This is a genomic window from Paenibacillus sp. FSL H7-0943 (genome assembly GCF_037963265.1).
GTDB classification, from domain to species: domain Bacteria; phylum Bacillota; class Bacilli; order Paenibacillales; family Paenibacillaceae; genus Paenibacillus_AQ; species Paenibacillus_AQ odorifer.
Genome location: NZ_CP150148.1, coordinates 121,719 through 142,432, shown reverse-complemented (window position 1 = coordinate 142,432; position 20,714 = coordinate 121,719). Strand labels below are relative to the sequence as shown.

The 20,714-nt window shown below is 46.5% G+C and carries 17 protein-coding genes, 1 tRNA gene, 2 rRNA genes and 1 other RNA gene; 1 reads left to right on the top strand and 20 read right to left on the bottom strand.

The window, feature by feature from the left end; genetic code table 11:
- Positions 1-14: 14 nt before the first annotated feature.
- The 17 genes from NSQ55_RS00675 to rpoE all read right to left on the bottom strand — a co-directional run bounded on the left by NSQ55_RS00675 (position 15) and on the right by rpoE (position 14,998).
- Positions 15-91 (bottom strand) — tRNA-Ile (locus NSQ55_RS00675).
- A 46-nt stretch (positions 92-137) separates the two neighbouring features.
- Positions 138-254 (bottom strand): 5S ribosomal RNA (gene rrf, locus NSQ55_RS00670).
- A 124-nt stretch (positions 255-378) separates the two neighbouring features.
- Positions 379-1,936 (bottom strand): 16S ribosomal RNA (locus tag NSQ55_RS00665).
- A 301-nt stretch (positions 1,937-2,237) separates the two neighbouring features.
- Positions 2,238-2,504, bottom strand: coding sequence for a pro-sigmaK processing inhibitor BofA family protein (locus tag NSQ55_RS00660; RefSeq protein ID WP_038568084.1), 267 nt, complete (start codon positions 2,502-2,504; stop codon positions 2,238-2,240).
- A 33-nt stretch (positions 2,505-2,537) separates the two neighbouring features.
- Positions 2,538-2,789: a DUF2508 family protein gene (locus NSQ55_RS00655; RefSeq protein ID WP_076187197.1), complete on the bottom strand. Its 252-nt coding sequence runs from the start codon at positions 2,787-2,789 to the stop codon at positions 2,538-2,540.
- Between the two features lie 137 nt (positions 2,790-2,926).
- Positions 2,927-3,526, bottom strand: coding sequence for a recombination mediator RecR (gene recR / locus NSQ55_RS00650; RefSeq protein ID WP_036679922.1), 600 nt, complete (start codon positions 3,524-3,526; stop codon positions 2,927-2,929).
- Between the two features lie 38 nt (positions 3,527-3,564).
- Positions 3,565-3,876 (bottom strand): YbaB/EbfC family nucleoid-associated protein, encoded by a 312-nt coding sequence (locus NSQ55_RS00645; protein WP_036679924.1) that lies wholly within the window; start codon positions 3,874-3,876, stop codon positions 3,565-3,567.
- A 47-nt stretch (positions 3,877-3,923) separates the two neighbouring features.
- Positions 3,924-5,693, bottom strand: a complete 1,770-nt coding sequence (gene dnaX / locus NSQ55_RS00640; RefSeq protein WP_076305520.1) for a DNA polymerase III subunit gamma/tau — start codon at positions 5,691-5,693, stop codon at positions 3,924-3,926.
- Positions 5,694-5,830: 137 nt separating this feature from the next.
- An RNA gene (gene ffs / locus NSQ55_RS00635) (signal recognition particle sRNA large type) lies at positions 5,831-6,099 on the bottom strand.
- A gap of 117 nt (positions 6,100-6,216) precedes the next feature.
- Positions 6,217-6,414: a 50S ribosomal protein L31 gene (gene rpmE, locus NSQ55_RS00630; protein ID WP_036679927.1), complete on the bottom strand. Its 198-nt coding sequence runs from the start codon at positions 6,412-6,414 to the stop codon at positions 6,217-6,219.
- Positions 6,415-6,535: 121 nt separating this feature from the next.
- Positions 6,536-7,813 carry a radical SAM protein gene (locus tag NSQ55_RS00625; protein WP_038568079.1) on the bottom strand — a complete coding sequence of 426 codons (1,278 nt, stop codon included), beginning with the start codon at positions 7,811-7,813 and terminating at the stop codon, positions 6,536-6,538.
- A 25-nt stretch (positions 7,814-7,838) separates the two neighbouring features.
- Positions 7,839-9,191, bottom strand: coding sequence for a transcription termination factor Rho (gene rho / locus NSQ55_RS00620; protein ID WP_036679930.1), 1,353 nt, complete (start codon positions 9,189-9,191; stop codon positions 7,839-7,841).
- A 164-nt stretch (positions 9,192-9,355) separates the two neighbouring features.
- Positions 9,356-10,609, bottom strand: a complete 1,254-nt coding sequence (locus NSQ55_RS00615) for a UDP-N-acetylglucosamine 1-carboxyvinyltransferase (RefSeq protein ID WP_036679932.1) — start codon at positions 10,607-10,609, stop codon at positions 9,356-9,358.
- Positions 10,610-10,797: 188 nt separating this feature from the next.
- On the bottom strand, positions 10,798-11,652 hold the full coding sequence (fba, locus tag NSQ55_RS00610; protein WP_036679934.1) for a class II fructose-1,6-bisphosphate aldolase: 855 nt from the start codon (positions 11,650-11,652) through the stop codon (positions 10,798-10,800).
- A gap of 207 nt (positions 11,653-11,859) precedes the next feature.
- The gene (locus NSQ55_RS00605; RefSeq protein WP_036679935.1) at positions 11,860-12,246 is read right to left on the bottom strand and encodes a response regulator; all 387 of its coding nucleotides are present in this window, start codon (positions 12,244-12,246) and stop codon (positions 11,860-11,862) included.
- Between the two features lie 270 nt (positions 12,247-12,516).
- The gene (locus NSQ55_RS00600) at positions 12,517-14,124 is read right to left on the bottom strand and encodes a CTP synthase (RefSeq protein WP_076130377.1); all 1,608 of its coding nucleotides are present in this window, start codon (positions 14,122-14,124) and stop codon (positions 12,517-12,519) included.
- Positions 14,125-14,449: 325 nt separating this feature from the next.
- A complete protein-coding gene (gene rpoE / locus NSQ55_RS00595) occupies positions 14,450-14,998 on the bottom strand; it encodes a DNA-directed RNA polymerase subunit delta (RefSeq protein ID WP_036679939.1) in 549 nt (182 codons plus the stop codon).
- A 676-nt stretch (positions 14,999-15,674) separates the two neighbouring features.
- Here rpoE and NSQ55_RS00590 point away from each other — a divergent pair.
- Positions 15,675-16,625, top strand: a complete 951-nt coding sequence (locus tag NSQ55_RS00590; RefSeq protein ID WP_254857124.1) for a S8 family peptidase — start codon at positions 15,675-15,677, stop codon at positions 16,623-16,625.
- Positions 16,626-16,753: 128 nt separating this feature from the next.
- On the opposite strand, the gene argS is transcribed toward NSQ55_RS00590, so the two are convergent.
- The 3 genes from argS to NSQ55_RS00575 form a co-directional block, all read right to left on the bottom strand.
- Positions 16,754-18,439: an arginine--tRNA ligase gene (gene argS, locus NSQ55_RS00585; protein ID WP_036679944.1), complete on the bottom strand. Its 1,686-nt coding sequence runs from the start codon at positions 18,437-18,439 to the stop codon at positions 16,754-16,756.
- The gene (locus tag NSQ55_RS00580) at positions 18,436-18,879 is read right to left on the bottom strand and encodes a DUF1934 domain-containing protein (protein ID WP_036679946.1); all 444 of its coding nucleotides are present in this window, start codon (positions 18,877-18,879) and stop codon (positions 18,436-18,438) included. The genes argS and NSQ55_RS00580 overlap by 4 nt, the downstream gene beginning before the upstream one ends.
- 624 nt (positions 18,880-19,503) lie before the next feature.
- Positions 19,504-20,688, bottom strand: coding sequence for a hypothetical protein (locus NSQ55_RS00575; protein WP_339170715.1), 1,185 nt, complete (start codon positions 20,686-20,688; stop codon positions 19,504-19,506).
- Positions 20,689-20,714 lie beyond the last annotated feature (26 nt).

Below are 20,714 nucleotides of genomic sequence, written 5' to 3'. Positions count from 1 at the left end.
TCTATAATGTTATATGGTGGGCCTTGGTGGACTCGAACCACCGACCTCACCCTTATCAGAGGTGCGCTCTAACCAACTGAGCTAAAAGCCCATATAACATATATAACATTGTGAATCAACCAATGAATTGGTTGTCCGCTTGGCAACGTCCTACTCTCCCAGGACCCTTCGGTCCAAGTACCATCGGCGCTGGAGGGCTTAACGGTCGTGTTCGGGATGGGTACGTGTGGAACCCCTCCGCTATCGCCACCAAACGCATACGAAAGAGACTTGCTCTTTCAAAACTGAACACGAGTGAGTGTTCGAACCCGAGGGTTCTATCGTGGAAGCTTAGCTTCCGATTTGAATGTCCTCATTGCAGAGAACGATTCTCCATAGAAAGGAGGTGATCCAGCCGCACCTTCCGATACGGCTACCTTGTTACGACTTCACCCCAATCATCTACCCCACCTTCGGCGGCTGGCTCCCTTGCGGGTTACCCCACCGACTTCGGGTGTTGTAAACTCTCGTGGTGTGACGGGCGGTGTGTACAAGACCCGGGAACGTATTCACCGCGGCATGCTGATCCGCGATTACTAGCAATTCCGACTTCATGCAGGCGAGTTGCAGCCTGCAATCCGAACTGAGACCGGCTTTGATGGGATTGGCTCCACCTCGCGGCTTCGCTTCCCGTTGTACCGGCCATTGTAGTACGTGTGTAGCCCAGGTCATAAGGGGCATGATGATTTGACGTCATCCCCACCTTCCTCCGGTTTGTCACCGGCAGTCACTCTAGAGTGCCCAACATTACTTGCTGGCAACTAAAGTTAAGGGTTGCGCTCGTTGCGGGACTTAACCCAACATCTCACGACACGAGCTGACGACAACCATGCACCACCTGTCTCCTCTGTCCCGAAGGCCGCTGCTATCTCTAGCAGATTCAGAGGGATGTCAAGACCTGGTAAGGTTCTTCGCGTTGCTTCGAATTAAACCACATACTCCACTGCTTGTGCGGGTCCCCGTCAATTCCTTTGAGTTTCAGTCTTGCGACCGTACTCCCCAGGCGGAGTGCTTACTGTGTTAACTTCGGCACCAAGGGTATCGAAACCCCTAACACCTAGCACTCATCGTTTACGGCGTGGACTACCAGGGTATCTAATCCTGTTTGCTCCCCACGCTTTCGCGCCTCAGCGTCAGTTACAGCCCAGAAAGTCGCCTTCGCCACTGGTGTTCCTCCACATATCTACGCATTTCACCGCTACACGTGGAATTCCACTTTCCTCTTCTGTACTCAAGCCACCCAGTTTCCAGTGCGACCTCAGGTTGAGCCCAAGGTTTAAACACCAGACTTAAATAGCCGCCTGCGCGCGCTTTACGCCCAATAATTCCGGACAACGCTTGCCCCCTACGTATTACCGCGGCTGCTGGCACGTAGTTAGCCGGGGCTTTCTTCTCAGGTACCGTCACTCCGGTAGCAGTTACTCTACCGGACGTTCTTCCCTGGCAACAGAGCTTTACGATCCGAAAACCTTCATCACTCACGCGGCGTTGCTCCGTCAGGCTTTCGCCCATTGCGGAAGATTCCCTACTGCTGCCTCCCGTAGGAGTCTGGGCCGTGTCTCAGTCCCAGTGTGGCCGTTCACCCTCTCAGGTCGGCTACGCATCGTCGCCTTGGTGGGCCGTTACCCCACCAACTAGCTAATGCGCCGCAGGCCCATCCCTCAGTGACAGATTGCTCCGTCTTTCATTCTTCTCTCAGGAGAAAAAAGAAATTATCCGGTATTAGCTACCGTTTCCGGTAGTTATCCCAGTCTGAAGGGCAGGTTGCCTACGTGTTACTCACCCGTCCGCCGCTAAGTTATTTTGAAAGCAAGCTTTCAAAATAACTCCGCTCGACTTGCATGTATTAGGCACGCCGCCAGCGTTCGTCCTGAGCCAGGATCAAACTCTCCAATTAGTATTGAAAAGAGCGATATGCTCATTTTGAAACATCTGACGAGAAAATTAATTCTCTAATTTGGATTTCACTTACGTGATTTCCCACTCACTCGTTGTTCAGTTTTCAAAGATCAACGTCTCATCTTTCGTCGTCGTTGCTTGTCAGCAGCGACCTTTATAATATATCACAGCGCCTTTGTTTTCGTCAAGCATTTTTTTAATTTCTTTTTTTGCTTGACCATTTCAGCAAGTTGTTAATCAACAGCTTGTCCAAACGGGCGAGACTTAATGTATCATATTTTTCAAAGCCACGTCAAGCATTAAAATAAAATTATTCTTAATCCGAGCAACATAACCACGCCAGGAAGCCCAAGAACCGTTACTGCGCCTATAGTTGCAGGGTTTAAAGGGATATACACCTGTGTGAGCAAACCTGAGAAGTTCACTACATATATCCCGAGTGCAGCCAATACCAAATGAACCCCAAATAAACTTAGCCACCCAAAACCCAGCTTTTTTCTAAATACAACTAAACCTAATAAGATAACGGATAATATCAATACGCCCATAGCTATCATTCTAAGCATGTAGATCCCCCTTATACATTTATTTATAAGCCCTTATATTTGACTGCTGTTCAACCCCAAGCTTTTTGCATGTTTGAGATGTATCTGATATTTACGTTCTGCAGCCTCCAAAATATATATCGCGTAATCTATCTGATCCTGTCCCAACGCCTCGTCGAACATCAAGTACGCCCTCTCCCACTCTGAATGCGCCTTACGGACCTCTAAGAGGGTTTCCCATCCCTCACTTTCCTTTTCGCCTTGTTCCTTATCCACTCCCCACCACAGCTCTCTCCACCATCCCATTTCAATTCCTCCTCAGAATAATTTTGATGCAAAATACACATCTCGTTATTCTCATTCATATCGGGATAGGGACAAACTTAGAACAAAAAAAAGGAAACCCGAGGGCTTCCTTTTTGAAAAATACCACTATAGAGCTGCTAGAATAGCTCGCGACGGCCTTCCAACGCTTTGGACAAAGTAACTTCATCAGCGTATTCAAGATCGCCACCTACAGGCAAGCCATGAGCTATCCTGGTGATTTTAATCTCAAACGGCCGAACAAGACGAGAAATGTACATCGCCGTTGCTTCACCCTCAATATTGGGGTTAGTCGCCATAATAAGCTCGCTTACTCTCTCATCACTCAGACGGGTTAATAATTCTTTCAAGCGAATATCATCAGGGCCGATACCCTCCATAGGTGAAATAGCACCCTGAAGAACATGGTAATATCCATTAAACTCCTTGGTTCGTTCTATAGCCACCAAATCCTTAGAGTCTTGAATCACACATATCACTGAAGGATCTCTAGTTTTGTCCTGACATATCTTACACGGGTCCGTATCCGTAATATTACAGCAGACCGAGCAATAGTGAAGATTGCGTTTGACGCTTACTAGCGCTTTTGCAAAATCAATGACTTCATCCTCTTTCATGTTAAGCACATGAAAAGCTAACCGGGCGGCTGTCTTCGGTCCAATCCCGGGCAAACGCGTAAAAGCATCGATCAGCTTAGCTAGCGGTTCGGGATAATACAAATTAATAATTCTCCTTTAGACTGAAGTGGAGTGGGCTATTAGAACAAGCCTGGGATCTTCATTCCACCAGTGAATTTACCCATGTCATTGTTAGCAAGCTCTTCAGCTTGAGTCAATGCATCATTTACAGCAGTGATTACAAGATCTTGAAGCATTTCAACATCTTCCGGATCAACGGCTTCCGGTTTAATTTGAATAGACAGCAATTTTTTGTGGCCGTTTACTTGAACAGTAACTACGCCGCCACCTGATGAACCCTCAATAACCTTGCCTCCGAGTTCCTCTTGAGCTTTAAGCATTTGCTCCTGCATTTTCTTAACTTGCTTCATCATTTGGTTCATATTATTCATACATCGTCTCTCCTTTGGAATGCGCAATTAGCGCTAGTATGTTTATATTACTCTTTTATGACAACAAGGTCTTCTCCAAAAAGCTGGATAGCCTCATCAATCCAAGGTTCAGGTTTAGCTTCTGCAGTATCGTGTTCATGCTCCAATTGCAGTTCTTCTTTGCCAGTCTGTCCCACAGACTTCTGGGCAGCTTCATTCCAGTCACGAAGCATCATGGTTACAAGTCTATAAGGTTTTCCTAGACGCGCTGCAAGCACACTCTCAATAACCTGTCTGTTTGCCGGCTTCTCAGTAGTATCGCGGTGAATCGTGTTCTTGAATGCAACAAGTACCGCATCCTCCATAATCGATACTGGCTCACCGTCTACAAACCATGCATGAACCGTTACCTTTTCCTCTTTTACTCCCTGCAGGACAAGGCTCCACTGTTTATAGATAGCTGCAAAATCGGGACTATCCTTACCAGCAATAAACCTATCTACGTTAGGAGGCATTTTCGAGGCTGAAGAAACCCGCGGTGTTGGAACCGCGTGCGATTTCGGTGCAGGAGCACCATCACGCCCTCCTCCGGAAATACCACCGGATTGCATTGCCTGTTCCAGCTTCTTCTCCAGTGCTGCGATCTGTCTTTTGAGAAGATCCAGTTCACCAGAGTCAACGCTCGAATGATTCGCGCTTACTCCGGCATTTGTTTCACCTAACGGAGCAAATGCGGCGCTCTGACTTACCTCTTGCTGCAAGCTGCAAAGCTTCATCAGCGCCACTTCAAACAGTGTCTGAGGATGTGTTGCGTATTTCATTTCACCTAGGTATTTATTGATTGTATCTACAATCTGAAATAGACGCTCCCGAGAAAATGCGGTGGCCATATCTTTAAATTCAGCAGGATTCAGCACCCTCTCTGTTAATTGATCGGCCTCGGGTACCATCTTAATCATCAATAAATCACGGAAATAATACATGAGATTCTCTAGGCATTTATCTGCACTTTTACCTTCATGCATAAGCTGCTCAACGAGCTCCAGAAGAAGACCCATATCACCTTCTAATATGGCAGTGGCAAGACGTGCAAATTGCTCGGAGGGAATTCCCCCTGTCATTCCTAACACTTGCTCGTACGTAACATTACCATCTGTAAAGGATGAAATCTGATCCAGCAAGCTCAATGCATCACGCATACCACCATCAGATAGACGGGCAATATACTGCAATGCGTTGTTATCCGCTGTAATCCCTTCCTTCTCACAAATAGCAGTCAGATGGGCGGTCTGTTCTTCTAACGCCACTCTACGGAAGTCAAAACGCTGACAACGGGAAATTATTGTCGCCGGCAATTTGTGAGGTTCCGTTGTCGCAAGAATAAACATCGCATGTGACGGCGGTTCCTCCAAAGTCTTTAATAGAGCATTAAAAGCTTCTGTCGTCAGCATATGCACTTCATCAATGATATACACTTTACGGCGCACCTCGGTAGGTGCATACTTCACCTTCTCACGCAGATCACGGATCTCCTCTACGCCCCGGTTTGATGCCGCATCTATTTCCTGCACATCCATTACATTACCCGCAGCGATTCGCAGGCAGGATGGACATTCGTTACAAGGTTCCGGACCTGGCCCACGTTCACAGTTAACCGCTTTAGCTAAGACTTTAGCAGCACTTGTCTTACCAGTTCCCCGCGGACCGCTGAACAGATAGGCATGCGAAACCCGCTGTTCACGAATTGCGTTCTGCAGCGTTTGGATAATGTGCTGTTGTCCAACCATGTCTTGAAACGACTGCGGCCGCCAAGCACGGTACAGCGCGATATGTTCCACTATGCATTACCCTCTCTTAAGCTGCCGCTTTCCCGGCATTTGTCGCAAATTTATTATACTATATTCATCGGCTATTGACCAAAAACAAAAAGCATCTTTGCTTGTGGCAAAGATGCTATGATAAACAGAATTATAAACCGTGCACCTGTTATTGATGGCTACGATCCAAGCGGCAACCCTACATGACTGCTCGAGTTAGGCCACCCTCCGGCACAAGAGTAATCTTACTTATGGCTGCTTCCTTCCGGACCTGACCAGGTTCATAAGCACTCATTGCGGAGGACCCAACTGTCAACACAGCCCGTAGGAACCAAGGCCTCACATCGATAGCACCTCTAACAGGAATTCAACCTCGCTACAGCGGATTGCGAGTTACAGGGCACCGCTACCTCCCCGTCTAGCACGGCGAAGATAAGTATAGCTCACGCTCGGACAAAAATCAACTCCAAGACATAAAATGAGCCCCTCAGCTATACAGCTGGGGGCTCAATCTAACCGTTAAGCCGCAAAGCGACTGTTCAAATTAGATACCATATTTCTTCTTAAATTTATCAACGCGACCGCCGGCATCCAAGAACTTCTGCTTGCCAGTGAAGAACGGATGGCAGTTGGAGCAAATTTCGACACGAAGCTCTTGTTTAACAGAGCCAGCTTCGAAAGTGTTGCCACATGCGCAGGTTACCTTAGTTACATTATACTTTGGTTGAATTGCTTCTTGCATTTTGAATTTCACCTCTCATGCCCTAAGCCTCATGCGGACCCAGAGTTATATGATTACACTGTGGTATTTTAGCACGAAATATCAAATTGGGCAATATGTTTCATTTTTACATTTTAGCTGCTTAAATATTGATTCCCCGCCGCTTAGCCCGCGCCATATCTGCTGGTGGCACATGTGTATAAGAGCCTATAACTACATCCGGCAGTTCATCGCGGAAAATATCAAGCATCGTCTTCATCCCAAGGATTTCACCCTGGGCAGGAGGAATCAACTCTAAATAACTCTCCGGGTCAATGTTTAGATTGCGCATCTGAATAAGCTTAAGATCAGTACGTCTTACAAACTCCAGCATCGCTTCAATCTCTTCTTCGCGATCAGTCACTCCAGGGAAGATCAGATAATTGATCGATGTGTAAACCCCCTGCGAAGCAGCGTATTTCAAAGATTTTTCTACATTGGCCAATGTATAACCGCGTGGTTTGTAATAAGCATTATAATGGTCATCAAGGGCACTGATTGTGCTGACACGCATCAAATCGAGCCCAGCATCAACGATTCCTCGCATATGATCGCTTAATCCCGCATTGGTGTTGATATTGATATAGCCCATATCAGTAATCGAGCGCACTTCACGAATAGCTTCTATAATAAGTTTTGCCTGCGTGGAAGGTTCCCCTTCACAGCCTTGTCCAAAGCTGATAATCGATTCAGGCGTCTTTAAATGCTCCAACATAACTTGTGAAATTTCGTTGACCGTAGGCCGGAAATTCATCCGAGTCTGCGGAGATACAAAGCCGCTATCATCAGGTTGCTCAGAAATACAGCCAAAACATCCAGCATTACATGAATAAGAGACGGGTACACCGCCCTCCCAACGCCCTAAAAAGGTATTGGAGGAAGTCAGGCATTCATAGCCAAGCGCACAGTTAGAAAGATGCTCATAGAGGCGGTTATCAGGATATTTGGCTGTCATCTCACCAACACTGACTTCAAGATCTTCTTTGTCACAATTAAGTGGATTCCATTTCTCTGGATTATCGGTAGGGTCTGCCGCAACATAGAACCCGCCATCCTTCCACACTACAGCCGAATACCCAAACAGAGGAAGCTTATAAGACTTATCTGTCTTCACATAACCAGGAAGACATAGACGAGTGTAGCCTTGCGGCAGCAGCGCTCCGACAGCCTGCGAACCTTCCGGCAAAGACATCATTTCACCCGTCTCAGGATTCATACCCACAGCACGTGTACTAGGCAAGCCCACGAGCGTAGCACCTTCTGGTAATGGAATTAATTCTTCCTCCAGCATTTCAACAATCATATCCCCACTACGGGCTAGCCCGTACAGTTCAGGATGATCATATACGTTTCCTTGCCCGTCGGCATATACCAAATACATGTTAGTCTCCTCTTATTATCAATTCTCAAGTTGTAGGCACTGAAGGTGTCTTCGCCCGCGTGGTACGACGAGCAGCTGTACCGCTGTTGGAGGTGCCCCCGTTACTTGCAGTCCCGTTTGGTGTTGTTTTTGCCCCAGCAACGTCAAAGGATGCCAAGAACTCAGCATTAGTCTTCGTATCACGCAGCTTTTTGATGAATCCCTCCACAAAATCGTAGGATTCGTTCATATTTTTGCGAATCGCCCAAATCGTATCCAGTTCTTCTTTGCTCAAGAGCACTTCTTCGCGACGTGTACCTGAACGACGAATATCGATAGCTGGGAATATCCGGCGTTCCGCCAATTTGCGGTCCAAATGAAGCTCCATATTACCGGTACCCTTAAATTCTTCATATATAATATCATCCATACGCGAGCCAGTATCTATTAATGCTGTTGCCAAAATAGTTAATGAGCCGCCTTCTTCCACATTCCGTGCAGAACCAAAAAACCGCTTCGGCCGGTGAAAAGCCGCCGGGTCAATCCCCCCGCTAAGTGTACGTCCAGATGGTGGAACCACCAGATTATAAGCACGCGCCAGACGCGTAATGCTATCCAAAAGAATAACTACATCCTTCTTGTGCTCAACTAAACGAAGTGCCCTTTGCAACACAAGCTCAGCCACTTTAATATGATTCTCTGGAAGCTCATCAAACGTCGATGCAACCACTTCGCCTTTTACAGAACGCTGCATATCGGTTACTTCTTCAGGACGTTCATCAATCAGCAATACAAAGAGCTCAATCTCAGGATTATTAGTGGAAATACTATTGGCAATTTCTTTTAAGAGGAGCGTTTTTCCTGCTTTTGGAGGTGCTACAATCAAACCCCGCTGCCCCAAACCTACAGGAGCGAGCAAATCCATTATTCGGGTAGACAAATGAGTAGGGGATGTTTCAAGCGGTAGCTTGTCTTGCGGATAAAGTGGTGTTAATGCTGGAAAATGAAGACGCTCCGCTGCACTAGCAGGGTTCTCGCCATTAACGGCATTGACTTGAAGCAGGCCAAAATATCGTTCATTTTCTTTTGGTGTCCGACATTTACCAGACACAAGATCTCCGCTTCTGAGATCAAACTTACGAATTTGTGAAGCTGAGATGTAAATATCTTCAGCACTGGGCAAATAGTTAATCGGCCTAAGAAATCCATAGCCCTCAGGCAAAATTTCTAGTACGCCTTCCATAAACATGAGACCGCTCTGCTCTGCCTGTGCCCGAAGGATCGCAAAGATCAGTTCCCGTTTCTTCAGCTGTCCGTAATAAGGAATCTGGTATTTCTTGGCCAGCTTATATAACTCGGTCAGCTTCATTTCTTCCAGATCGGAAATTTGAAGATCCATGTAATAACCACCTATTCAATTTTTAAATGAGTTCTTCCTAGTCTATCTACTAGGCAAAAATATGATTCTATTAAAATGCTCATTAGGTTAGTATTACCCCAAATGGAAGGAAATATGCGGTTTGGCCGCAAATTAATACTCCTTCCAAGCGGGATATCCTAATATTATTCATTCTCACGCCAAACATGAGCACCAAGTTGCCGAAGGTTGCTCACTAAATTATCATAACCACGATCAATATACTCTACGCCGGTCACTTCAGTAATACCATCTTCTACTGTTAACCCGGCAATGACAAGGGCTGCACCCGCACGCAGATCAGCTGCCTTTACTTTAGCAGCATTAAGTTTACTGCCCTCAATAATTGCAGATCGGCCTTCAACACGAATCTTTGCGCCCATTCTTACCAACTCTGGCACATGCTTGAAGCGGTTGCTGTAGACGAAATCGCTAAGCACACTAACCCCTTCTGCCTGTGTCAGCATACTTGTCATAGGAGATTGTAAATCTGTAGGAAATCCAGGATAGGTCAGTGCTTTAACATCTGCATGTTCATAATTAGCTCTACCTATAACTCGGATACTTTCATCAAGCTCTTCAATATCCACACCCATCTCTAAAAGCTTGGCTGTTAAGGCTTCCAAGTGCTTAGGAATAACATTATCTATCAACACATTACCGCGCGTAGCCGCAGCGGCAATCATATAAGTTCCTGCTTGAATCCGATCGGGAATAATGGAATGACGGCAACCGTGCATTTCCGAGACCCCTTCGATCCGGATGGTTTCTGTACCAGCGCCTTTAATAACAGCGCCCATAGAGTTCAATAGGGTAGCTACATCTATAATCTCAGGCTCTTTAGCCGCATTTTCAATAATTGTAGAGCCTTTGGCTCGTGAAGCCGCCAGCATGATGTTTATAGTGGCACCTACGCTTGATACGTCCAGATAAATCTTCGCACCGCGTAGCTCTTTTGCATATAAGTGGATAGAACCATGTTCGTTGGTAACTGTTGCTCCCAAAGCCTCGAATCCCTTGATATGTTGATCAATTGGACGAGGTTCAAAATTACAGCCACCAGGAAGACCTATTGTCGCTTCTTTGAATCTTCCAAGCAGAGCTCCCATCATATAATACGAAGCTCTAAGTTTCTTAACCGGCCCATTGGGCATTGGAATAGATACAATACGTGAAGGGTCAATTCTCATCTGATTGCCTGACCAGGATACATTAGCGCCAAGCTCTTGCAAGATTTCGGAGTAAACGGCTACATCACTAAGGGACGGTAAATTATCCAGAACAACTTCAGATTCGGCCAAAATTGCCGCAGGAATAAGCGCGATGGCACTATTCTTTGCTCCACTGATGGTTACAACGCCCTCTAGCGGACGTCCACCGCCAATCATTAATTTTTCCATAGATTTATCAATTTCCCCCTACGTGTATTGCAGCTGGGTGGGCAATACGTGCTGTGGACTTTTAGTGATGAAAATGGAAAGACACCGGCTAAGCGGTGTGCTTTCCTCATCAAACTATTCAACTGGACAGAGTAATAGCCCTATCCTTTAACAAATTGCTTGTCCACCTGAGGCGGAAGCTACAATGATTAGGCTTTGTTGTTGGATCCAAATTCGCGAATTTTACCAATAACGGTTTCTTTGATTGCATCGCGACCTGGTGCGATGAATGTACGTGGATCGTAAGCATCAGGTTTAGCAGCTAGAACTTCGCGAACCACTTTTGCGAACACGATTTGGTTCTCAGTGTTCACGTTGATTTTGGAAGTACCCAGGGAGATGGCTTTCTTGATGTCATGTTCAGGAATACCTGTACCACCATGAAGAACCATTGGGATGTTAGTAGCGTCACGGATTTCTTCCATTTCTTTGAATCCGAGGTTAGGCTCGCCATGGTAAGGTCCATGAACGGAACCAAGTGCAGGAGCCAGGGTGTCGATACCTGTTTCTTTCACAATACGTACGCACTCATCAAGCTTAGCATACATGATGCCGCCGATAACGTCGTCTTCTTGTCCACCAACAGTACCTACTTCAGCTTCTACAGAAACGCCTTTAGCGTGAGCATATTCAACGACTTTTTTAGTCATATCGATGTTCTCATCGATTGGGTGATGGGAACCGTCGATCATTACGGATGTAAATCCAGCATCAATTGCTGCTTTACATTTATCAAAGCTAGATCCATGGTCAAGGTGGATAGCTACAGGAACAGTGATATTCATGTCAATAATTAGACCTTCAACCATTTTAACAACAGTAGTGAAGCCGCCCATGTGGCGTGCTGCGCCTTCAGATACACCAAGGATTACTGGTGATTTTTCTTGTTCAGCGGCACCAAGAATAGCTTGAGTCCACTCCAAGTTGTTAATGTTGTACTGACCTACTGCATATTTTCCTTCAAGTGCTTTGTTCAACATGTCTGTCATAGATACTAATGGCATGGTTTCATCCTCCTAAGAATGTTGGTTGGCTATGTTTTTAAACCGACATCACATACAGGCTTATTATAGCACATCCTGTGTCAAATACTAAATAGGGTAAACAAAAAAATGTCCCGGTGGGACGATTTTTATCCAGCCCATATAACAATTACACTCATCCTCTTCGGAGTCACCACGCGAAATAGGACCGATACAGAAATCACCGTTCTAACTGCATTGATCCACAGACTTGTTATGAAGATGCATGTTTACCGCTACGCGCATTTCGTCTATGTCGAACGGCTTTGTAAAATGCATTAACGCCCCTAGCTTGGTCGCCTCCTTAATCATGTCCAGTTCACCATATGCCGTCATCATAATGACCTTAATGGACGGATTGATCTCCTTTAGATGCTTCAGAATCTCGAGTCCATCCATTCCCGGTATTTTCATATCGAGTAAGACCAAATCGGGTGACTCGCTGCGAACAATGTCTAATGCCAATTTTCCGTTAGCCGCTTGAAATGTTGTATATCCCTCACTATTGAACACTTCCATAAGAAGAATCCGGATCCCATTCTGATCATCGACAATTAATACTTTCTTCTTTTCCATACGATACCCTCCCAGAAATTAAGGCAGATTGACTATACCGCGCTCTCCACAGCGACCGGCCCCTTTAGAAACTACTCCATACGAAACCTATTATTCGTGCTTTACTGTCCAAATCCTGCTAATTGGATAAAATGGGTAAATAAAGAGTCTAAAATGAAATAAATGTCAGTTACAATATTTCTATTAAAGGGTAATACAAAAAGAGAGCCTTCGGATGAAGGCTCTCTTCGACTATTTAAGAACCGAGGGTTCTTTCTGTCTGTGTATAAATTATTGCTGCTCGGAATGCGTCAAAGAGGCTTTGACAAATTCACGGAATAGCGGTTGCGGACGGTTCGGACGTGAAGTGAATTCCGGGTGGAATTGAACCGAGAGGAACCACGGATGCTCTGGAAGCTCTACGATCTCAACTAGTCGGCCATCCGGAGAAGTTCCGGAGATAACCAGTCCTGCTTTTTCAATTTCGTCACGGTAAGCATTGTTGAACTCATACCGGTGACGGTGACGCTCATATACCAGTTCATCATCATAGCAAGACATTGCCAGAGAGTCCGGAATAATCTTACAAGGATACAACCCAAGACGCATAGTGCCGCCCATATCTTCAATATCTTTTTGCTCAGGAAGCAAATCAATCAATGGGTATTGTGTATTTGGATCGATTTCGGAGCTGTTTGCACCTTGTAGTCCAAGAACAGAACGGCCATATTCAATTACAGAAACCTGCATTCCAAGGCAAATGCCAAAGAAAGGTATCAATTGCTCACGGGCATAACGAATAGCGGAGATTTTACCTTCGATTCCCCGATCACCGAAACCACCAGGAACAAGAATACCGCCAATACCACGCAGCATTTCGTCCACGTTCTCATCCGTAATTTCCTCTGCATTCACCCAGCGGATCTTAACCTCTGCATTCGCAGCAAAACCTGCGTGTGAAAGTGATTCAACAACGCTCAAATAGGCATCATGCAGTGCTACGTACTTACCTACAATTGCGATTTCTACTGTCTTCTCTAATTTCTGAATCCGGCTAAGCATACTTTCCCATTCGCGCATATCTGGCGCAGGTGTTGTAAGCTTCAAATGATTAACAACAATCTCGTCCAATCCTTCATCACGAAGGTTCAATGGAACTTCATATAACGTCGAAGCATCGCGGCATTCCACAACAGCATTAGCATCAATATCGCAAAAGAGTGCGATTTTGGCTTTCATATCTGCGGAAAGCTCATATTCCGTACGGCACACGATGACATTCGGTTGAATACCGATACTGCGCAGCTCTTTAACGCTATGCTGTGTCGGCTTCGTCTTCACTTCTCCAGCAGCCTTGATATAAGGAATCAAGGTTACGTGGATATACATCACATTTTCCCGGCCAATATCACTCTTGATTTGACGAATCGCTTCCAGGAACGGAAGACTTTCAATATCCCCTACAGTACCGCCGATCTCTGTGATAACAACATCAGAGTTGGTCTCGCGGCCCGCGCGGAACACGCGTTCTTTGATCTCATTCGTAATATGCGGGATAACTTGTACAGTTCCACCCAAGTACTCTCCACGACGTTCCTTGCTGATTACGGATGAATAGATCTTACCTGTCGTCACATTGCTGTTCTTCGACAGATTGATATCAATAAACCGTTCATAGTGCCCAAGGTCAAGGTCAGTCTCTGCACCGTCATCCGTTACGAAGACTTCTCCGTGCTGGTAAGGGCTCATTGTTCCAGGGTCTACGTTAAGATACGGATCAAATTTCTGAATCGTTACCTTTAGACCTCTGTTCTTGAGCAGCCTGCCCAGCGAAGCGGCGGTAATGCCTTTACCCAGGGAAGACACAACGCCACCCGTTACAAAAATATACTTTGTCACTGTAAAACCCTCCTAAATAAAGTCCAAACATAAAAGCGGCACATGGTGTTTATCGTAACCCGTTTTACTATCATCAAAACAGGGGAAATCAAAAGTTTAATTCACCGGGGAAAACATAAACCGTCATCCCTCAAATTCCATTAATCTACAGCTACTTTGCATCTAAAAAAACAAAAAAGTGACACCCGTAGAACCGGGGCACTTTTTATTTTAGAAAACACGTTTATTAACTTACATGATAAGCCCATGCAATAGTTTACTCTGACGATCCCCCACTGTCAAGGGAGGAATTATGCCACAGACAAGACTCTTCTGATTATTGATCTTACTTGTCATCCTCGGAATCTTCATCGTCGCCATCTTCTGCATCGTCTTCGTCCGTATCGTCTTCGTCTATGTCATCTTCATCGATCACGACATCTTCGTCGACTTCTTCTTCGCTGTCGTCGTCAGAATAGAGGTCGTCGCGATCTTCATCGATAGCGTCGAAATCCTCTTCTTCAGCTGTGTAGTTTTCTTCTTCATCAGCAAAATCGTCATCTTCCAAATCATCGTCTTCATCGTTGATGATGCGCACCCGTTTAGTGTTACCAACCGGATCATCGGAGCGCTCAAGAGGATACCAGCGTTTCAGTCCCCAAAGGTTGGTTCCGACACAGGCAAAACGCCCGTCAATGTTAATCTCGGTATATAACTGGGCAATAGTATCTTGGCTTTCTTGATCGGTCATGCCGCGTAACTTGGCTACCTCGACCATCAGATCACGGTAATAATACGGTGTATTGGCTGCTTTAAGCACCAGAAAGGCAAGATCCACCATTGGCATTTCTTTAACTTTCTCAGGGTCTAGCTTTAAATTGAGTGGCGTACTCACTAAAGGACACTTCCTCTCACGCATTGTTCACATTACGGTTTATTTCAATAATATCCATTAACAAAACTAAGTAAAACCTATTTAACAACAAAATGCAAGTCAAATGCAAGAACCGCCCAACAGAAAAAGCCTCCTGCTTATTATCCATACAGGAAACCTGTCTTCATCAAGAAGAGTTGATATGTAATTGTAGCAAGGGTCGCCGCACCCAAAGTTTTTAGAAATGGGATTTAAAAAGGCGGAGGAAGACCTCCGCGCATGACTGTATCCACGCCAAGGATCGGCTCCTTACGGGATGTTACAAAGAGAGTTTTAATCTCTTCTGTTTATTTTATGTAAAGCGCCGTCTTTTGACACGCTGGGCAGCCCATTTCCTTAAAAAAGGGCAAGTTCCCATTCGGACCCCTCCCTCCGCTCATACAATATGGCAGCAGGGCACCGAGGAGGGACAGCGAAACCTATGGACTATTACAAATTTTGGAACATGCTTCTTGAAGAAATATCGGTTGCCCCCAAAAATGGTGAGCGGCGTATTCTTACCTTCAACGATCCCCGCCAGTATGCCGGAGCTTTCTCCCAATGGAAGGCTCTAAAAGCAAAGCAGCCCGAGCTGCGGCAAGTACAGGTATCTCCGCTGATTCGGGCCTTCTTCGTGCCCGCTGCCGCCGGAAAGCTGATGAACCGATTTGCAGACCTTCTAAATGTCGAAGACGATCTGCAAATCCAAATCCATTCCATAGCTAACGAAAAAAGCGGAATCGCAGCGCTCCCATGGGGGGTGAAAGCGATTCATGCTCCTCAGGCATGGTCTAAATCAACCGGAGTTCACGTCAAAATCGGCGTCATTGACACCGGCGCGGATTACCGTCATCCCGATCTGAAGCATTCATTAGCCACTGGAGTCAACCTACTACACCGCGGAATGCTGCCGCTGGATGATAATGGGCACGGAACTCATATCGCCGGAACCTTAGCGGCAGCAGGGGGGAATCGCGGAATGATGGGAGTGGCGCCGCGAGCGCTGCTATATCCAGTTAAGGCTTTTGATCATAGTGGATCAGCCTATGTATCCGATATTGTGCTAGGTATTGATTGGTGTGTGCAGAACCGAATCGACGTCATTAATATGAGCTTTGGAATGAAGACTAGAAGCAAGGCGCTCCACAATGTGGTTATAAAAGCGTATCGGGCCGGAATCGCCGTCATTGCCTCCTCTGGGAATGACGGCAAACGTGGCGGGGACTATCCCGCACGTTATCCCGAGACGATAGCCGTGGGCGCCATCGATAAAAGACACCGGGTTGCCGGCTTCAGCAATCGCGGTTCATATATCGATGTATACGCGCCCGGCGAAGGCGTGCCCTCCTGCTGGCTGAAGGAGGGCTACAAAGAAATGAGCGGCACCTCCATGGCGACCTCGCATGTCACGGGAGCCGCAGCACTGCTGCTCGCACTGCGACCGGGCCTCACGCCAAGGGAGCTGAAGCTGCTCTTGCGCCGCACCGCGTCCCCGGTGCGGCTGCGTAAGGGGCAGCGCCGCGCATCCCTAGGCGGCGGCTCTGCCGATGCCCTACGCCTGCTGAGAGCAGGAGTAAGGGCAAAGCGTTCGGTCTCCGCGAACGTGTAGACCCCGCCCGGGCACCGGGTGGGTCACTCTGACGTTAGCGCAGCTGATGCCGGTGCGAAGAACGGCAGCAAAGAAAAATCCGCCCCCCAGGAAACCGGAAGGCGGATTTTTTGTCGTTTGCTGTTGATTTACATGCGATCCGGTGCAGAAACTCCGACAAGACGCAGTACATTGGCAATAGTAGTACGTGTTGCGCCAAGCAGAGCAAGACGCGCCACGGTTTGAGCAGCATCCTCAGTAATTACACGTTCAGCTTTGTAATAACTGTGGAACATCGCAGCCAGCTCATATACATAACGAATGAGGCGATGTGGAGCATAACCTTCAGCCGCAACAGCGATTTCTGCCGGGAGCTCACCAATTTTGCGCAGCAGGTCATATTCATGCACTGCTGTCAGCTTGGAGAAGTCAATTTCCGCGTAATCAGGGATAGAAATCCCTTGCTCCTCTGCCTGACGGAAAATACTGCAAATACGCGCATGCGCATATTGAACATAGAATACAGGATTTTCATTAGAAGTAGAGATCGCCAAATCCATATCGAAATCAAGATGAGAATCCATGCTGCGCATGGTGAAGAAATAACGAATCGCATCGATTCCTACTTCCTCCATCAAATCTTCCATCGTAACCGCTTTGCCGGTACGTTTGGACATTTTGACCTTTTCACCATTCTGGAACAGGCTGACCATCTGAGCAATCAGAACCACTAGCTTCTCAGGATCATTGCCAAGGGCTGACATTGCCGCCTTCATCCGCGGAATATAACCATGGTGATCAGCGCCCCAAATGTTAATCATTTTATCGTAACCGCGGCCATACTTATCGCTGTGATAAGCAATATCCGGGGTAAGGTAGGTATATGTGCCATCATTTTTGATCAAGACACGGTCTTTATCATCCCCGTATTTTGTCGTTTGCAGCCAGGTTGCCCCATCTTGCTCGTACACTTCTCCACGATCACGGAGCTCGTCCAGCGAGCGCAGTACTTCTCCGTTCTCATACAGCGAGGTTTCACTGAACCAGATATCGAAGTTTACACGGAAAAGACCTAGATCACGTTTAATTTTATCCAACTCTTTATTAAGTCCATAGGTCCGGAAAAAAGCAGCGCGCTCACTAGGGCTCATCTCGAGCAAGGTATCGCCCTTTTCTGCCACAAGCTCCTTCGCAAAACCCTTAATATCCTCACCATGGTAACCATCTTCCGGCATTTCTGCCTCTTGTCCCAGCTCCTGAAGGTATCTGGTTTCAATGGATTTACACAGATTAGCCACTTGGTTACCGGCATCATTAATATAATATTCCCGGGTCACTTCATAACCTGCATAATCAAGCACATTACACAGCGCATCACCGACAGCAGCACCACGGGCATGCCCTAAATGTAGGCTACCCGTTGGATTGGCACTGACGAACTCCATTTCAACCTTCTGACCTTGACCCAGATTAATACGGCCATAGTCATCCCCCTGCTCAGCAACAAGGCTGATGATTGGGTACAGGTAGTTCTTAGACAGGGTAAAGTTAATAAAGCCTGGTCCTGCAATCTCCGCTTTCTCAATAGAAGCTCGGCTCGTATCCAAATGCTCAATAATAGCTTCAGCAATCTGGCGTGGATTACGTTTTGCAATTTTGGTCAGCTGCATAGCAGCGTTCGTAGCCAAATCACCATGCGCCTTATCTCTTGGCACTTCAAGTACAATATCCGGAACCTCTTCCGGTGCAACCAGCCCAGCATTTACAATCGCATCGGCGATGGCTTCTTTTACCCGTTCATTTACAAGCTCTAACGGATTCTTACTATGTGTCATAATTTCGGTTCCTCCTGTATATGCAAACTAATAGCGAACTTTCCTGTCAATTCCTCGTAAACGTACAAATCATATTCCCAGGCAACCGTTAAAGAACGCCCTTCGCGCACAACTTCCAGCTTGTTCGTTTCCGTAGAAAGATTGAACTGCGTATATGGCGAGCGGTAGAATCCTGGCAGACGCCGTCCAGCTTCAAAGCTCTGCTCCGACTGAATCCCGCCATGGCGGATTAGCTTCAGTTGATTGCCTGCAATCTTTATCGTTGTACGAACAGAAACTTCCTCTCCGCGAGGACCCTGCTCTAATTCTTCATATTGAATATATAGATGCGGTCCCTTGGATGTTACTTCTCCATTCGCTTCCATAACATTTCGCTGACCATCTTGAAGGCTCACGAGCGTAATAGAGACATCATATTTGTCAGACTGTATTTCAGGCATCACACGTTCCTCCATTCTGCAAGCCTCTGCATTCTGCATAAGAAAAACGTCTAATGGCAAAGCTTAAACATTTTTATATTAATCAAAGGCCTATTTCGCTTTCCCATTGTACACTATAATCCAGTTCAAAGAAGCATTTCAATACAGAATCAAGCATATCTTCATAAGCACATAAAATATTACCATATTGATGATTAAAAGCACACTTTGAACGTCCATTCTCTATGTATATCATTTACTTCGATTATATTTGCACCTACCAAGCACCTATCGGACATAGATGACCTTAAACGCAGTATGATTCCATATTCGGTGTGATAACGGACCCCTTAGTCGCTATTGGCATAAAAAGCAACCCATTTGAACCTCTTTCTAGGCAATAGTGTTACTGGAGTCCGAAACCCTATCCCAAAGGCCGAAAATTTGCAAATAACGTCAACTGGGTCCGTACCCCTCCGAGGATGAGGGATCTGATAAGGCCACTGATAAGGGTACTATTCAAGCAAGCAACCAAGGATAAAAAATACAGAGCAGCGATTCTCCAAGTATCCGGAGAATCGCTGCTCTGCTGTCTATTTGCGATTTTTGCAATACATCGGACCCTTATATTTTTATTGAAGAGAATTATTGGGTCATCACTTTCAAAGAAAACCTGCGTTCCCATGAAGCTCCGCCGTCTTTGGTCACATACAAGGAAGAGTAATCAAGCTCACGGATGGCGAGCCAGCCCTCTTTATTACTAGTGAAGGAGATTACCCCGTCATAACCAGCGAGCCCCGGAAGATTAGTCCATTGCTTACCGCCGTTATAAGAGCGTCCAACTGCCACTTTCTCTGCTGCTGGGGAAAACCCCACTAAAAAGGATGTGCTGTTTCCTACAAGCTGCAGGTTCCCGGGTTTGCCAGCGGCTGGCCCTTTATTGAATTCAGCCTTGCCGCTGCCTGGCGCAGGTCCGCCGCCCGCAGTTTCCTGAGCGATCACACGATTCCAACTTTTCCCCCTGTTCGCACTTTCATATAGCGAGTAGGAGGTCTGACTCATCCCCGTACCGCCATAGAGCACTACAGCAACCTGATCTCCCTTAGCGGAGATTTGTCCAAACTCGGGCTCGGCAAAAGCCTCCTTCAGTGAAAGGCTCCAAGTTCCCCCTCCATCTGTGGTCTTCATTACCCGATATCCGCTTCCCGGCACGATTACAACCGCCCAGCCGGTATTCCGGTCACTAAAATAAGCGCCTCGTGTATTGGGTGGGGTGGAAATCTTACTCCAGCTCAGCCCCCCGTCTTTGGTGTAATACGTTGCGGCTCTCTCATAAGCAAAACCTTTCTTACTATCGATAAAATGTATTCTTTCAAAGCTGACGGCTTTGGTCGAAAGTCTCTTCCACTCCGAGCCACCGTTAGAGGTACCAATTAAATATTGAGCCTGCCCCTCCTCTACAGAAGCAAGAGCAAAGCCATGTACATTATCGGGAAAATCGAATTGTTTGAAGCCCCATTGTCCTTGATAGATCTCTTGAAAATGGCAACCTCCGTCAGAGGTACCAATCATAAATCCATTACCTGCTGCCCGTCCAATATTCCCATTCAAAAACTGAACATCAGAAAAGCTAAGCGGTGTGGATACATCGCCTGAATGCTTGTTTTGCAGGGCCTGTAGCAAGCCGTGATCTCCCGTGCCGCAAGTCGCTGGTGCTGGTGCAGCCGCAGCATGTACAGAAGTTACAGGTGCACTCCAGCCTGAAACCATAATAAGCGTCGCCGAGAGGGCGGTTATTGTCGTCTTATGAATCCTTTTCGTCCATTTCATGATGACACCTCCTAATATGTATATAC

What these genes read in the sequence shown, in the direction of transcription:
- NSQ55_RS00660 (WP_038568084.1), bottom strand. Translation starts at nt 2,504, where the DNA reads ATGCTTAGAATGATAGCTATGGGCGTATTGATATTATCCGTTATCTTA.
- NSQ55_RS00645 (WP_036679924.1), bottom strand. Translation starts at nt 3,876, where the DNA reads ATGAATAATATGAACCAAATGATGAAGCAAGTTAAGAAAATGCAGGAG.
- NSQ55_RS00590 (WP_254857124.1), top strand. Translation starts at nt 15,675, where the DNA reads ATGAACCGATTTGCAGACCTTCTAAATGTCGAAGACGATCTGCAAATC.
- rpmE (WP_036679927.1), bottom strand. Translation starts at nt 6,414, where the DNA reads ATGCAAGAAGCAATTCAACCAAAGTATAATGTAACTAAGGTAACCTGC.
- rho (WP_036679930.1), bottom strand. Translation starts at nt 9,191, where the DNA reads ATGGATCTTCAAATTTCCGATCTGGAAGAAATGAAGCTGACCGAGTTA.
- NSQ55_RS00625 (WP_038568079.1), bottom strand. Translation starts at nt 7,813, where the DNA reads ATGTATTTGGTATATGCCGACGGGCAAGGAAACGTATATGATCATCCT.
- NSQ55_RS00615 (WP_036679932.1), bottom strand. Translation starts at nt 10,609, where the DNA reads ATGGAAAAATTAATGATTGGCGGTGGACGTCCGCTAGAGGGCGTTGTA.
- fba (WP_036679934.1), bottom strand. Translation starts at nt 11,652, where the DNA reads ATGCCATTAGTATCTATGACAGACATGTTGAACAAAGCACTTGAAGGA.
- NSQ55_RS00580 (WP_036679946.1), bottom strand. Translation starts at nt 18,879, where the DNA reads ATGCCTGAAATACAGTCTGACAAATATGATGTCTCTATTACGCTCGTG.
- NSQ55_RS00655 (WP_076187197.1), bottom strand. Translation starts at nt 2,789, where the DNA reads ATGGGATGGTGGAGAGAGCTGTGGTGGGGAGTGGATAAGGAACAAGGC.
- NSQ55_RS00575 (WP_339170715.1), bottom strand. Translation starts at nt 20,688, where the DNA reads ATGAAATGGACGAAAAGGATTCATAAGACGACAATAACCGCCCTCTCG.
- argS (WP_036679944.1), bottom strand. Translation starts at nt 18,439, where the DNA reads ATGACACATAGTAAGAATCCGTTAGAGCTTGTAAATGAACGGGTAAAA.
- NSQ55_RS00605 (WP_036679935.1), bottom strand. Translation starts at nt 12,246, where the DNA reads ATGGAAAAGAAGAAAGTATTAATTGTCGATGATCAGAATGGGATCCGG.